The sequence below is a fragment of the Jeotgalibacillus haloalkalitolerans genome, assembly GCF_034427455.1.
Classification (GTDB): Bacteria; Bacillota; Bacilli; order Bacillales; family Jeotgalibacillaceae; genus Jeotgalibacillus; species Jeotgalibacillus haloalkalitolerans.
On the sequence record NZ_JAXQNN010000006.1, the window covers coordinates 18,123 to 32,316 of the forward strand.

Annotated in this window: 12 protein-coding genes; 3 read left to right on the forward strand and 9 right to left on the reverse strand. The window is 44.0% G+C overall.

The window, feature by feature from the left end; translation table 11 throughout:
- Positions 1 to 130: 130 nt before the first annotated feature.
- From UFB30_RS14130 to UFB30_RS14155, 6 genes are all read right to left on the reverse strand, one after another.
- Entirely contained in the window at positions 131 to 1,522 is a 1,392-nt protein-coding gene (locus UFB30_RS14130; RefSeq protein WP_322422348.1) for an aldehyde dehydrogenase, read from the reverse strand.
- A gap of 32 nt (positions 1,523 to 1,554) precedes the next feature.
- A complete protein-coding gene (rlmD, locus tag UFB30_RS14135) occupies positions 1,555 to 2,925 on the reverse strand; it encodes a 23S rRNA (uracil(1939)-C(5))-methyltransferase RlmD (RefSeq protein WP_322422349.1) in 1,371 nt (456 codons plus the stop codon).
- 4 nt (positions 2,926 to 2,929) lie between these two features.
- Positions 2,930 to 3,796, reverse strand: a complete 867-nt coding sequence (locus UFB30_RS14140; protein WP_322422350.1) for a DNA-3-methyladenine glycosylase family protein — start codon at positions 3,794 to 3,796, stop codon at positions 2,930 to 2,932.
- A 64-nt stretch (positions 3,797 to 3,860) separates the two neighbouring features.
- The gene (pdaA, locus tag UFB30_RS14145; protein WP_322422351.1) at positions 3,861 to 4,625 is read right to left on the reverse strand and encodes a delta-lactam-biosynthetic de-N-acetylase; all 765 of its coding nucleotides are present in this window, start codon (positions 4,623 to 4,625) and stop codon (positions 3,861 to 3,863) included.
- 274 nt (positions 4,626 to 4,899) lie between these two features.
- Positions 4,900 to 6,435, reverse strand: coding sequence for a fumarate hydratase (locus UFB30_RS14150; RefSeq protein ID WP_322422352.1), 1,536 nt, complete (start codon positions 6,433 to 6,435; stop codon positions 4,900 to 4,902).
- A 564-nt stretch (positions 6,436 to 6,999) separates the two neighbouring features.
- Positions 7,000 to 7,188 carry an SE1561 family protein gene (locus UFB30_RS14155; RefSeq protein WP_039808085.1) on the reverse strand — a complete coding sequence of 63 codons (189 nt, stop codon included), beginning with the start codon at positions 7,186 to 7,188 and terminating at the stop codon, positions 7,000 to 7,002.
- Between the two features lie 132 nt (positions 7,189 to 7,320).
- Between UFB30_RS14155 and yfkAB the strand changes: the two genes are divergently transcribed.
- Positions 7,321 to 8,442, forward strand: coding sequence for a radical SAM/CxCxxxxC motif protein YfkAB (gene yfkAB / locus UFB30_RS14160; protein ID WP_322422353.1), 1,122 nt, complete (start codon positions 7,321 to 7,323; stop codon positions 8,440 to 8,442).
- A 455-nt stretch (positions 8,443 to 8,897) separates the two neighbouring features.
- Here yfkAB and UFB30_RS14165 read toward each other — a convergent pair whose 3' ends face one another.
- Positions 8,898 to 9,278, reverse strand: coding sequence for an OsmC family protein (locus UFB30_RS14165; RefSeq protein ID WP_322422354.1), 381 nt, complete (start codon positions 9,276 to 9,278; stop codon positions 8,898 to 8,900).
- Between the two features lie 152 nt (positions 9,279 to 9,430).
- Between UFB30_RS14165 and UFB30_RS14170 the strand changes: the two genes are divergently transcribed.
- Positions 9,431 to 10,600: an MFS transporter gene (locus UFB30_RS14170; RefSeq protein WP_322422355.1), complete on the forward strand. Its 1,170-nt coding sequence runs from the start codon at positions 9,431 to 9,433 to the stop codon at positions 10,598 to 10,600.
- A 172-nt stretch (positions 10,601 to 10,772) separates the two neighbouring features.
- Positions 10,773 to 12,692 carry a heavy metal translocating P-type ATPase gene (locus UFB30_RS14175; RefSeq protein ID WP_322422356.1) on the forward strand — a complete coding sequence of 640 codons (1,920 nt, stop codon included), beginning with the start codon at positions 10,773 to 10,775 and terminating at the stop codon, positions 12,690 to 12,692.
- A gap of 121 nt (positions 12,693 to 12,813) precedes the next feature.
- Here the strand turns inward: UFB30_RS14175 and UFB30_RS14180 are convergent, their stop codons facing one another.
- Positions 12,814 to 13,782, reverse strand: coding sequence for a YihY/virulence factor BrkB family protein (locus UFB30_RS14180; protein WP_322422357.1), 969 nt, complete (start codon positions 13,780 to 13,782; stop codon positions 12,814 to 12,816).
- A gap of 23 nt (positions 13,783 to 13,805) precedes the next feature.
- Positions 13,806 to 14,189 carry a YtxH domain-containing protein gene (locus UFB30_RS14185; RefSeq protein WP_322422358.1) on the reverse strand — a complete coding sequence of 128 codons (384 nt, stop codon included), beginning with the start codon at positions 14,187 to 14,189 and terminating at the stop codon, positions 13,806 to 13,808.
- Positions 14,190 to 14,194 lie beyond the last annotated feature (5 nt).

Genomic DNA, 14,194 nt, shown 5'->3' on the forward strand with positions numbered 1-14,194 from the left:
TCCTGCGGAAAAACGTTCGGGAAAGACCCCGCAGGGCAGTGGTCTTCTGCCCGAGGAGGCTTGAGCGTTCGTCCGCGGAAAGCGAAGTTCTGCCCGGAAAGGCGTTGCGGTTCAAAATGAACACTAACACTTACCCAAGCAGCTTCTTAATCGTATCCAGGCTCGTCTTATAAGGCGGGAATGCTAGCTTCACATCCACCTTCGTACTCTTCTTCATCATACTCTTCCGGTGCGTAAACGTATCAAAACTATGCTTCCCGTGATATGCATTTACACCCGAATGCCCAACACCGCCAAACGGCAGATGTTCATTCGATACATGACTCAGCGTATCATTCACACACCCGCCGCCAAACGAAATCCGGCCAAGCACCTGATTTTCCGTATGACTGTTTTCAGTAAACACATACAGCGCGAGCGGTTTCGGATGCTCATTAATCATATTAATGGCATCATCTAGATTTGTATAAGTCAAAACCGGAAGAACCGGTCCGAAAATCTCATCCTCCATCGCAGCAGATGACCAGTCCGCCCCATCAAGAATGGTCGGCTCGATAAATTTATCATCACGGTCCGTCTTACCACCATACACAATCAGGTCCTGATCACGATTGATGATGTCCTGCAGACGATCGAAATGCTTTTCGTTTACAATCCGGCCGTATTCATCGTTCTGCTGGATCTCCTGTCCGTAAAATTCCTGAACGGTTTCTTTCAGCTTTTCGACCAGCTGATCCTTCACTGATTCATGAACCACAAGATAATCCGGTGCAATACATGTCTGACCTGAATTGATCAGCTTGCCCCACATGATTCTGCGTGCAGCCTTATCAAGATCAGCTGTTTCATCAACAATCGTCGGACTCTTGCCGCCAAGCTCAAGTGTATGCGGCACAAGATTTTTAGATGCTGCTTCCATAACAATCTTTCCGACAGGAACGCTGCCTGTAAAGAATAGATAATCAAATGGTGCATTGATTAATAATGACGTTTCTTCCTTCTCACCCTCCACCACTGACAGATAGGCTGGATCAAAGTTATCTTCAATCATTTTCTTTACCACTTTTGCTGTTTCAGGTGTGCTTTCTGAAGGCTTCAGTACCGCACAGTTCCCAGCAGCCATTGCACCGATTAACGGCTCCACTAACAGCTGGAACGGGTAATTAAACGGCCCAATAATCAATACGCTGCCATAAGGCTCTTTCATGATAAAGCTTTTTGAAGGCATCTGAAAAACAGGGGTTTTCACTTTTTCAGTTTCTGACCACTGCTTCACGTTTTTAATCATTGTTTTAATACTTTTAAGGGTAAAACCGATCTCAGTGACATACCCTTCGAATTCATTTTTGCCAAGGTCTTTATTTAAAGCATTCAAAATGTCCTGTTCATGTTCTTTAATCACGCGCTGAAGTCTTTTCAGCTGACTGATGCGAAACTTCACATCTTTTGTTACACCGCTTTGAAAAAAGGTTTTCTGACGATCAATGATTTTTTGAACATCTTCTTTTGTTTGAATATCCACTTTTGTTCCTCCTTTTCCAGCAGGAATCAGCTTCACTTCAATACAAGCTTTGTGACACTTTCAACCTGGCTTGTTTGAGGAAACATATCGACTGGCTGAATAGATTCAATTTTATACTGTCCTGACAGTCTCTTCAAATCTTTTGCCAGTGTCGATGGGTTGCATGATGTATAGATGAATGTTTTCGGCTTCAGCGAAAGGATTGTATCCAGCAGTTTTTCATCGCATCCTGTTCTTGGCGGGTCAACGACTACAACATCCGGTTTAAAGCCTTCCTTCTTCCATTTGAACATCCACTCTTCTGCAGTTCCAACCTGATAATCGTACTTCTTCACACCGTGGTTCTGTGCATTCTGGCGCGCATCAATAATGGATTCCTTAATGACATCCATGCCCCGGATTTCTGAAGCGCCATCTGACAACCAAAGCCCAATCGTACCTGATCCACAGTAGGCATCAACGATTTTCTCTTTCCCTGTCAGTGCAGCTGCTTTTTTCACTTCATCATATAATTTGACCGTCTGGACAGGATTCAGCTGGAAAAATGCTCGTGCTGATAAATGATAAGTAAACTCTTCAAGCTTTTCTTCAATTGTCGGCTTACCTGAAAGCTTCACTGTTTTCTTACCGAAAATCATTGAAGTTGAAGTCGGATTAATGTTTTGCATAATCGATTTCACTTCAGGCATTTTATTCTCAAGCTGTGTGATCAGCTTTTCTTTATTCGGTAATTCCTCGCCCGCAGTAACAATCACAATCTGTACTTCACCGGTATGAATACCGACACGCGTGACAATCGTTCTGACACAGCCTTTCTTCGTGCGTTCATTGTAAATTGGAATATCAAGCTTCTCAAGCTGTTTTCTGACAACCTGCGTTGCTTTGTTTGTTTCTTTACGCTGAACGATACATTCTTTGATATCCACAAGTTCGTGAGAGTTCATGCTGTATAAGCCTGCAATGACTTTTTTCCCCTGCTTTGCCGTCTGGAACTGACTTTTATTACGATAGCGCCATGGATCTTCCATGCCGATCGTATCCTTCACATCAATGCTGCCTGCAAGCTCTTTTGCATGTCTTTCCAGCGCCTGATGGATCAGGTCCTTTTTGAACTTCAGCTGTTCTGCATAAGTGACATGCTGAAGCTGACACCCTCCGCATGCCTCATATACAGGACATGGCGGCTGAACCCGCTCCGGTGACTCTTTTCTGATCGTCTTAATCTTAGCTGTTGCAAACTTCGGCTTCACATCTGTGACTTCAGCCACGATTTCTTCCCCTGGCAGTGCACCCGGTACAAATACAACCTGCTTTTTAAAATAACCGACGCCTTCCCCGTTAATCCCGAGACGCTTAATCGTCAGCGGAAATTCCTGTTTCACTTCTATATCAACCTGTTTCATGATGTCACTTCCCTGTTTCAATGCTCCGCCATAAATAAAGGGAGGCATAGCTTGAGTATGGACGCCAGTCCTTTTGCCATTTCTCCATTTCATTTAAAGCAGGCTTTTCATCTAATTGAAAATGCTTTTTAAGGGCATTTTGAATCCCGATATCTGCAGGCAGAAAAATATCCATTCTGCCAAACCCAAATAATAGCACACTCTGAGCCGTCCAGGGGCCGATTCCTCTGATCTTTACTAATTCTTTGATAACTGTCTCATCATCTTTTTCACTCAGTGCTGACAGATCAAGTTCACCTGAAGAAATCTTTTCACCGATGCCAATTAAATATTCAGCCTTCCGCTGACTGAACTGCATGTCTCTCAGTGTTTCAACCGGAATGGAGGCGACAGTTTCAGGATCTGGATAAAACCATACGCCATCTACCTGCTCACCAAAGGTTTTCACAAATCTTTCAGTAAGCGTCGCAGCAAAAGACATATTCAATTGCTGATGTATCACACTTTTCACCAGACAGCTGTATGGTGAAGGTTCAAGCACAAGCGGTGTTCCCGCATGCGCTTCAAAAATTGTTTTTAACGTGGATTCCTTAAAATGATCGTGAATGTCGTGCAGTCCCCGCTCAAGCTGGAGTACACGCTGAACAAACTGAAGTGCCTCTGATTGATCAGCTGTCCCTTCAATTTTAAAAGAAGGCTCTGTCTTACTGCCTGTGAATGTAATATGTACCGCCTGCTTTTTCTGATATTCAAACGGCAATGAGAGACGCAGTGCCTGCTGATCCATTACAACGAGCGGATCAAGACTCATCCGGTCCAGAACACGTTCAAAGTCATATGGTCCCTGTACGTTAATTTCATGCTGCCACATCATATTCACGCCTTTTTCTTTGATTATAACACGCAGACATTGAAAAAACGGGCAGCTGCCCGTTTCATGATTGCTTCTGTGTCAAATGATCAAGCGTTTCAAACTTGTACCCCTGCTTTTTCATATCCTGAATTACGCGCTGCAGTGCACCGGCATTATCTGAAGATACCGTATGCAAAAGAATCACAGCACCAGGGTGAAGCTGCTTCATGATTTCATTATAAGCATAATCTGCTCCCTGAGGTTTTTCGTGGTACCAGTCTACAAATGCCAATGACCAGAATACATGTGTATAGCCTTCATCATTCGCAACTTTCAGTGAAAGCTCATTAAACACACCTTCAGGCGGTCTGACATATTTCATTTCCTTCTGTCCGGTCAGTTCTTCCGTTTTCTTTTTTACCTTTGCCCACTCTTCTTTCATCTGCGCTTCACTCAGTGTTGAAAAGTCAGGGTGTCCCCATGAATGGTTTCCGATGATGTGACCGTCTTTTACCATTCTCTTCACTAAAGGTGCTGCGCTCTCCAGATAGTGGCCTGTCAAAAAGAAAGTTGCCGGTACTTTCTCTTCTTTTAACACATCAAGAATTTTCTCTGTATAGCCGTTTTCAAACCCATTATCAAAAGTGAAGTATACAATTTTCTCTTCCGGGGACCCTTTATAGTAAGCACCGTGTTTTTCTAATAATTCATTATACGTTGCCCCAGCATCAGGCTGTTCACCATTAACTGACCGTTTGAATCCCCAGTGATGTGTTTCAGCATGGGCTGACAGTGTAAATCCAAGGAACAGTAAAAGTGACGCTGCAATTGAAAAAAATGTTTTCATATCTGCCTCCTTTCTTATTTTAAATTGTGTAATTCGGGTAGTGGCATACATAGAAAAAGCATCCACATTTTCAGTGGTGAATGTGACCTGGAATTTCGGGAATGTGATCTGTAAATTGAAGGTTGTGACCGCAAAATGGAGGAATAGAGTTTTTGTGACCTCAATTTTTGAGAATTTGACCCGAAAATTCTGCAATGTGACCTGAAACACCTGACGCCCTAACCTCAAAAAAGCATCTCCCTGACCATATGATCAGAAAGATGCTCTAACTAACTCAGCTGAAAACCTTCTCCTTAAACCGTGACAGCTTCTCAAGTGAGGACTGGTCAACGTCTTTATGCAGGCTGTTTCCGTGCGAGTCCATTGTAACGACTGCTGTAAAACCTTTTACACGGAGGTGCCACATCGCTTCCGGCACACCAAACTCCATCAGGTCAACGCCTTCTACACCCTGGATACAGTCAGCATAATATTGTGCTGCTCCGCCGATAGCATTCAGGTAAACGCCACCGTGCTCTTCAAGTGCTTCAAGTGTTTTCGGTCCCATACCACCTTTACCGATCACTGCACGGATACCAAACTTCTTCATGATATCTCCTTGATAAGGCTCTTCACGGATAGAGGTTGTCGGACCGGCTGCTTTCACATGCCAGTTTCCTTCATCATCTTTCAGCATCACAGGACCACAGTGATAGATCACCTGACCATTCAGATCAACCGGTGCATCATGATCACTCAAATATTTATGAATGGCATCACGGCCTGTGTACATCATCCCGTCAATCTGTACAACATCACCGACCTTCAATGTACGGATCTGTTCTTCAGATATCGGTGCAGTCAGCTTTACAACTTCCGGTTTTTCATCAGGTGTTTCTGCCTGGTCCTCATTAAAAGAGATCTTTTCACCCTCCTGGTACAGCCATTCCTGAATCTCACCGCTATCAGCATTCACTGTAATGCCAAGGCGTCTGAATGCCCAGCAATTATAAGCGACTGATACGAAGAAGCTTGCGGGAATACGGTGCATCACACCAACTTTACACCCAAGCAGTGTCGTTTCACCGCCAAAGCCCATTGTGCCGATCCCAAGCTCATTTGCATGGTCCATCACATATTCTTCAAGCTTTCTAAGGTCTTCATTCGGGTTCACATCATCAGCAGAACGGAACAGCTGTGCTTTTGCAAGATCGTACCCTGAAGAACGGTCTCCACCAATCCCGACACCAATGAATCCTGCGCTGCATCCCTGTCCCTGTGCCTGATAGACTGAGTGCATAATGCACTTACGGATGCCATCCAGGTCACGTCCTGCTCTACCTAATCCATCAAGCTCACAAGGCAGACTGTATTGAATGTTTTTATTCTCACAGCCGCCGCCTTTTAAAATCAGACGGATATCAATCTCATCTTTTTCCCACTGCTCATATTTAATGACAGGCAGGCCTTCACCAAGGTTGTCCCCGCTGTTTTCGCCGGTAATTGAATCCACTGAATTCGGACGCATCTTCCCGTCTTTTGTTGCACGCACCATCGCACGCTTTACAGCTGCAGAGATCTCAAGCTGATTTACGCTAACCGGTGTTTTGATTTTAAATGTCGGCAGGCCTGTGTCCTGACAGATCGGCGATACCTTCTCGTCAGCCATCTGGATATTTTGTGTGATTGTTGCAAGACTCATCGCAGCACGCGTGCCTGCATTTTCCTGCGCCTTCGCTTTACGAATCGCACGCCGCACGTCCTTTGGCAGGTTCGTGGAAGTCTCAACAATCAGTTCATATAAACTATTTTCTAATGCTTCAATATTCATTTTTATGTAATCCCCTCTCCCAAAACTCAACGAATTTATTATAACCCGGTGCTTTATTGAAGGAAAGGGTGTTTGTAAACGTTTTCGGTGCTGGTGGATTTCGGTAACCGTTGATTTCCGTGGGAGGCACTCGCTTTCCGCGGCCGGTCCGGTGAGCCTCCTCATCGCTGCGCGCCTGCGGGGTCTCACCAGGCCCTTCCTGCTGCAGGAGTCTCGCACCTCCCACTCCAATCAACTTAATTAAAATTTTTAACCTTTTAACGTTTTTATACACCTAAGTTGAAGGTTAAATCAATTCTATCAACGACCTGTCTTACTTAAATAGTTTTTGAAACGGTATAGAATGCTTACAATACTAACGATACATTAAAGTAATTTATATTTATTAAATACTAAGTTGAGCGGAGCGGAAGGGGGCGACTCCGGGACGATTAGTTGGAAGCTGAGACCCCGCAGGCGAAGCCGAGGAGGCTCAGCAACAACCGTCCGGAAAGCGTCCCCCTGAAGCGCAGCTCAACGGTTATCTGCAGCAGACATAAAAAAACAGACCCGCAGGCCTGCTTGTTATTCGTTATCATCTTTTTTAAACTGCTGTACCTTCAACTCTAAATCATCAAGCATCTGAATCATACGGTCGATATCTTCAAGATCAGTACTTTCTGCATCTACGGATTCCAGCACTTCTAAAAACATTGATAAACGCTGCTTCAGGTATAGTACCTGCGAGTCATTATCGTGAATAGCATTACCCATGCCTCTCACTCCTTTCAAATCCGTCCTTATCTTAACGGATAACGCTCATTTCTGCAACTTTCGCTGAATATCCATTGACTTCTCTCTACATTATTTTCATACTGACAAAGTTAATGAAAAGGAGATTTTAATATGACAATGATTAAGCAACCGATTTCAACTTCCTATGATCCATGGGAAGCGTATGAAGATATGAAGCAGTTTGGAAAAATGACGCTGTCAAATATAGAATTTACAACGACGACGCTTTGTAATATGAGATGTGCACATTGTGCGGTTGGCTACAGTCTGTCCAATAAAGATCCTGAGACGCTGGATATGAACTTAATTTTAAGCCGTCTGGATGAAATTGAACACCTCAGAACGCTCAGCATTACCGGTGGTGAGCCGATGCTGTCGAAAAAATCAGTTGAACATACGGTGCTTCCGCTCATGAAATACGCGCATGAAAGAGGCGTCCGCACGCAGATGAATTCAAATTTAACTATTGACATAAACCGCTATGAGCCGATTATTCCTTACCTGGATGTTTTACATATTTCACACAACTGGGGAACGGTTGATGAGTTTGTTCACACGGGTTTTGCGCGGATGGAACGAAAGCCGTCTGAAGCGCAGCGGGAAGCACTTTTCAAAAAGATGATTGATAACAGCCGTACTTTAAGTGAAGCTGGTGTGATGGTATCAGCTGAAACGATGCTGAATAAAAAGACGCTGCCTCACATCGAAAGAATTCATCGTGAGATTGTTGATGATATGAAATGCGCACGCCACGAGATTCATCCAATGTACCCTTCTAATTTCGCAGAATCGCTTGAAACACTCACGCTGGATGAAACGAGAGGAGCCATTGAACATCTGCTTACCATTCGTAATCAGGATACATGGATGCTGTTTGGTACACTTCCTTTCTATGCATGCAGTACTTCTGAAAAAGACCGGGATCTGTTAAAGCGCCTGTACAGCGAAAAGAATGTGACTGTGCGAAACGATCCTGACGGCCGCTCCCGTCTGAATGTGAATGTCTTTACAGGTGATGTCATCGTCACGGACTTTAATGAAACACCTCCACTTGGAAACATTCAGCAGGATAGCCTGCCTGATGTCTTTAATAAATGGATGCAGTCAGACGATGCAGCAAGCGTCAACTGCCACTGCCCTGCAGTCAGCTGCCTCGGCCCGAACCTGCTGGTAAAAGATATGTATTATAAAGGCGCTGACTTTATGAAGAGAAGTGCACTGCTTTCAAAATAATATAAAAAATACTATTTTTTTTGCACAGCTGATGATCGGAGCGGAAGGGGGCGACTCCTGGACGAGTAGCGGGACGCTGAGACCCCACAGGCGAAGCCGAGCGATAAAGATAGGACCACAAAACGGTCCACGTCCGGAAAGCGTCCCCCGGAAGCGCAGATCCTCAGCCAAATTTTATAAAGACATAATTAAAAAGTACCGGATACAAAAAATTTCCGGTACTTTTTAATTAATTATCTATTTTGAATATTTACACTATTTAAATAACATGCTATACTACATTTACATTCAATAAAGGGGGGCTGCTTCAGATCATTCTGACAAAACCTTTTGCAAAGGAGAGTGATGAGAAGCGCTTGTGAAATAAAAAGTGCGTATATATGGAAAGTATGATAAAAACACGAATACCATAAAACCCGGTTTACTCTTTTAAACAAAGAATAAACCGGGTTTTATTATGCTTTGATTTCGAAACTCTCAGTAATTTCAATGCTGTCCTTCACTGACTGCACCATTGAACAGTTCTTGCGTGTAACATCCAGCGCTTTTTTCACTTTTTCTTCTTTCAGATCGCCTGTTATTGTAAAGTGCATATGAATTTTCTCTACGCGATTAGCTTCTTTTTCGTTGCGCTCAACCTCAGTATTCACTTGAATATCTGTGAACTCCATACGCATTCTCTCCAGCACCTTACGTAAAACCCCTCCACTGCACACGGCTACAGATGATACAAGCAGCTGATATGGACGGAATCCGTATTCTTCATTTCCTGAAATATGAAGCTCTCCATATTCAAGGCCGGTTGTAAAGCCGCCTTCTTTCATTTTAAATTCCATAAGGATCTCCTTCTTTCTCTGTAATGATTATAGTAAGATTATAGCGTTGTCTTTTTTATAACTCGATTAATCTGCTTATGATTGTTAAATTTTCCCTCAGCAGGGATTACAATTGCAATACATTTGAATATATTTCAGTCAGGAGTTTTACTATGGGGGTTTCAGCAAGAACTCGTTTTTGGATTTTAGTAGGCATTGTGGCGATTTCCGGTTTTTCTCAGGGAATGCTGCTGCCGTTAATTGCGATTATTTTTGAGCAGCAGGGTGTTTCTTCTGCAATGAACGGATTTCATGCCACTGGCATATACATAGGCATTCTGATCGCTTCACCGTTAATGGAGGCTCCACTCAGACGCTTTGGCTATAAACCGATGATTATTGTTGGCGGACTCGTTGTGGGGCTCTCTTTATTGGCTTTTCCTTTATGGCAGTCCTTCTGGTTCTGGTTTGTGCTCAGACTGCTGATTGGAATTGGGGATAATATGCTGCACTTTTCTACACAGACGTGGATAACTTCATTTTCTGAAGCACATCGCCGCGGCAGGAACATTGCTGTGTACGGACTGTTTTTCTCACTCGGTTTTGCGATCGGACCTGCGATGAGCTCACTTGTGGAAATCAATCCGACATTACCGTTTATTTTTTCAGGAATTTTAACCTTCATCACGTGGGGATTTGTTTTCTTATTAAGGAATGACTTTCCCGATCACGGCGGGTCAGAATCCACATCGTTTTTCAGCACGATGAAACGGTTCAGCCAGGTCTGGAAATATGCCTGGGTGGCATTCCTGCCTCCTCTCAGCTACGGTTTTCTGGAAGCATCCTTACACGGGAACTTTCCAATCTATGCGCTGCGGAGCGGGATAGAGACAAGTGCAATTGCTTATATCCTCCCTGCTTTTTCGATTGGCGCGATTGTGTTCCAGCTGCCGCTTGGTATGCTGAGTGATAAATATGGACGTCACAGAATTTTGATGAGTGTGTTATTTGCGGGTGCGATATGCTTCGTTCTTGCCGGTCTCGCAGGCTCTTCTCCACTCTGGCTGACGCTTGCATTTTTTATAGCCGGTATGGCAACCGGATCCACATTCTCTCTCGGGATCAGTTATATGACAGACCTTTTACCGAAGCACCTGCTCCCTGCAGGAAATATTATGTGCGGCGTCGCGTTCAGTCTGGGCAGTATCGGTGGACCGGCAATTGGTGGACTGATCATTGAATTTTTCACAGAAGGATTCTTTTACTTTATTTCTATGCTGCTTGTCACGATTGGCTTATGTCTTGTTGCTTTCTCGCTCCGCAAAAGGCTGACCGAAAGTTAATATCTACCTGTCTTTTCTTTTAAATGGTATAATAAAAGAAAAGAACTGTTCCCAACTTCATATCAAACGTTTATGCTATGCTGCTGTCCTGTGACAGCAGCATTCAGTGCTTTTTAAGGGTATTGATTTCGATTATCTTTCTCAATAAGCATGCGAACGGAGCGTGGTTCTAATGGTGAAATATACTGAAGCGCTGAACCTTCCTTCAGCTGTCAGAAGCGATCGTCTGAATTTTATAAAAGTGCACTTAGAACTAATCTTGGCTATACTTAGCGGTGTTTTGATTCTGATTGCATGGTGGCTGATGCATCAGGGTTTACCCACTGCTTCAGCAGGAGTGTATATCTCTGCATATGTGATTGGCGGGTACTTTAAAGCCGTGGAAGGAGTTAAGCACTCTATAAAAGCAAAGGATTTAAATGTTGAGTTACTGATGATCATCGCTGCACTTGGCGCTGCATGGATCGGTTACTGGACTGAAGGAGCCATTCTGATTTTTATCTTTGCACTGAGCGGTGCACTTGAAACCTATACAATGAATAAAAGTAAAAACGAGATCTCCTCCCTGCTTGATCTGCAGCCTCAAGAAGCGTGGAAGCTGGTGGATGGAGAAGAAGTGAAAGTCAACGCTGCAACCCTGCAGCCTGGAGAGCGTATTGCAGTTAAACCAGGCGAGCGGATTGCTGCTGACGGTGTAATCATCAAAGGACGAACTTCAGTCGATGAAGCTACTTTTACTGGGGAATCAATGCCCGTTGTAAAAGGAATTACCGCTGAAGTGTTTGCGGGCACTGTTAACCTGACAGGTGCTGTGCAGGTTGAGGTGACCAAGAAAAACACTGAAACCATGTTTCAAAAAATTATTGAGCTTGTTCAATCAGCGCAAAGCGAAAAGTCACCTTCCCAGCTGTTTATTGAAAGATTCGAAGGCAAATATGTAAAAGCAGTTCTCATTTTCACATCACTCATGATGTTTATACCGCATTATCTATTGGGCTGGAGCTGGGAAGAAACGTTTTATAGAGCAATGGTTTTACTTGTGGTGGCTTCACCATGTGCACTCGTTGCTTCGATTATGCCCGCTTCACTCAGCGCGATTTCAAACGGAGCCAGAAAAGGCATTCTCTTTAAGGGCGGCGTTCACCTGGAGAACCTCAATAGCATTAAAGCGATCGCATTTGATAAAACCGGTACCCTGACTGAAGGCAAACCAAAAGTGACAAACTGGTTTGTCAGACAGGACTTAGATCACGCAGAGGTCCTGCAAATGACCGCTTCAATTGAAAAGCAGTCCAATCATCCCCTCGCACAGGCGATTGTTCAGTTCACAGAAAAGACTGTCACAAATGCTGATGTGCAGATGGATACGGTAGAAGATGTCACCGGTTTCGGCTTAAAGGCTTCATTTCAAAATGAGACCTGGAGAATCGGCAAGCCTGACTGGTTTAAGGAAGAAAGTATCAGCAAAGAGATTCTGGAACAGGCAACTCTTCTATCACAAGCAGGAAAAACCATTGTACTGATTGAGAAAAATGAGGAAGTCATTGGACTGATTGCGTTGAAGGATCAGGTCAGACAGCAGACGATTGAAGCGATCAAGTATTTAAAGTCAGTCGGGATTCATACGGTTATGCTGACCGGGGACAGTACAGGCACAGCACAGACCATTCAAAAAGAAACAGGCGTGGACAGTTTTAAAGCAGAGTGTCTGCCTGGTGTAAAAGTTGAGGAAATTAAAAAACTCAAGACACAATTTGGTCAGGTCGCAATGATTGGAGACGGAATAAATGATGCGCCTGCCCTCGCAAGTGCTTCCGTTGGTGTAGCAATGGGTGCAGGGTCTGATATCGCGCTTGAAACTGCTGATATTGTCTTAGTAAAAAATGACCTTCAAAAAATTGCTGAGGCGATCCGGCTTTCTAAAAGGATGAATCGCATCGTTAAGCAGAATATCGTTTTCAGCATCGCGGTTATATTTATCCTGATCCTATCTAACTTTTTTCAGGCACTTGACCTTCCACTCGGAGTACTGGGTCATGAAGGAAGTACGATTCTGGTCATCTTGAACGGACTCAGACTATTAAGGGGATAAGAAAAGCCTTCCATTCAGAAAGTTGAATGGAAGGCTTTTGTCTTTGCCCAGCTTCAGCAGGCAGCCCCTCTCATCACAGCTTATGCTTGTCGAGGCTGAACGCCTGCTTCTGCTTTTCGATTCAGGATCCTTTCGGAACAAATGGTTTATGACGGCGTTTGGCAGCCATTGTAGCGTTAACCTGGGCACCCACAAGAATGATAATTCCTGATAGGTACAGCCAGATCATCAGTACAATGATGCCTCCGATACTTCCGTAAGATGCGGAATAATTTCCAAAGTTTCCTACATAAATTGAGAATAATGAAGATGTTAATAACCAGCCGATTGCAGCAAAAAGTGCCCCCGGGATAACAGAGATGAAACGGATTTTTACGTTTGGTACAAATGCATATAAGCCCACAAATGCAATAAACAGGACAAATGGCGTAATCGCAAATCTCAGTACCGTCCATATTGTGAGGAACTGATCAGTCAGACCAAACCATGAGAAAATCAGTTCTCCAATCTGCTGACCGAAAATCGGAAGCAGCAGAGCAACCACAAAGATTAGTACCATCACGACTGTCCATACAACTGCCATGCCACGAGCAATGATAAATGATCTTGTTTCTTCCACTTCGTATGCACCATTAAAAGCTTTCATGATCGCATTCATTCCGTTGGATGCTGACCAGAGAGTACCCAGAATACCGATTGAAAGCAGCCCTGCACTCTCCCCGGTGGCAACCTCTGAGACTGTTGATTCAATCAGCGCCATCGCGTCTCCAGGCGCAAATTCGCGGAACATATCCAAAAGCTGTGCCTGGGTAATATCCAGGTAGGGAAGTAATGCTAATGCAAAAATCAGCAGCGGGAATAATGAAAGCAGAAAGTAGTAGGCCAGCTGAGCACCGAGTCCTGGTGTATCTGCATCTGTAAAGCGTCTTAATACCGCTTTAACAAAGCCCATAAATGAATCATAATGCCCTTCACGCCCTGCTTTATGTACTGCATCAGACATATCTTTAAGGTGTCTGTTTTTCTTTCCTTCCTTCCATTGGCTGCCTTCCTCTCGATCAGGAGCAGGATTGCCTTTTTGAGAAGTCATTCCATCCCTCCTTGTATCATATTTCACATCGTCTTTTTTTCCGGCAGCCCGCCAGCTCCTCCGGAAGGCATTGGACTATTTGGTGTCTGATCTTCTTCTGTAAAAGCCTCTTTTGTTTCCTGGACCGTCTCTTTCAGCTCAGGTGCCAGGGACTTCACTTCTTCATATTTTTCAGACAGAAATGCAATGTCTTCCTGAATCTTCTCTGCAATTTCTCTCCACTCATCTGCTTTTTGTGAAGCTCTGTCAGCCAGCTCCTGCGGGTTTCTTGAGTAATAAGAGATAGAGTGCTTCGTATTGGATAGTGCCTGGGCAGTTCTTTTTCTTGTAGAAGGATCCAGCATACTTAAAATCCCTCCTGCAACTGCTCCAATAATGATTCCTGCCGGTAACTTGTTTTTTGCCATGTGAT

Bases quoted from the DNA above. Each gene is read 5' to 3' on its own strand.
- rlmD (WP_322422349.1), bottom strand. From the start codon at position 2,925: ATGAAACAGGTTGATATAGAAGTGAAACAGGAATTTCCGCTGACGATT.
- UFB30_RS14140 (WP_322422350.1), bottom strand. From the start codon at position 3,796: ATGTGGCAGCATGAAATTAACGTACAGGGACCATATGACTTTGAACGT.
- pdaA (WP_322422351.1), bottom strand. From the start codon at position 4,625: ATGAAAACATTTTTTTCAATTGCAGCGTCACTTTTACTGTTCCTTGGA.
- UFB30_RS14150 (WP_322422352.1), bottom strand. From the start codon at position 6,435: ATGAATATTGAAGCATTAGAAAATAGTTTATATGAACTGATTGTTGAG.
- UFB30_RS14155 (WP_039808085.1), bottom strand. From the start codon at position 7,188: ATGGGTAATGCTATTCACGATAATGACTCGCAGGTACTATACCTGAAG.
- yfkAB (WP_322422353.1), top strand. From the start codon at position 7,321: ATGACAATGATTAAGCAACCGATTTCAACTTCCTATGATCCATGGGAA.
- UFB30_RS14165 (WP_322422354.1), bottom strand. From the start codon at position 9,278: ATGGAATTTAAAATGAAAGAAGGCGGCTTTACAACCGGCCTTGAATAT.
- UFB30_RS14170 (WP_322422355.1), top strand. From the start codon at position 9,431: ATGGGGGTTTCAGCAAGAACTCGTTTTTGGATTTTAGTAGGCATTGTG.
- UFB30_RS14175 (WP_322422356.1), top strand. From the start codon at position 10,773: ATGGTGAAATATACTGAAGCGCTGAACCTTCCTTCAGCTGTCAGAAGC.
- UFB30_RS14180 (WP_322422357.1), bottom strand. From the start codon at position 13,782: ATGACTTCTCAAAAAGGCAATCCTGCTCCTGATCGAGAGGAAGGCAGC.
- UFB30_RS14185 (WP_322422358.1), bottom strand. From the start codon at position 14,189: ATGGCAAAAAACAAGTTACCGGCAGGAATCATTATTGGAGCAGTTGCA.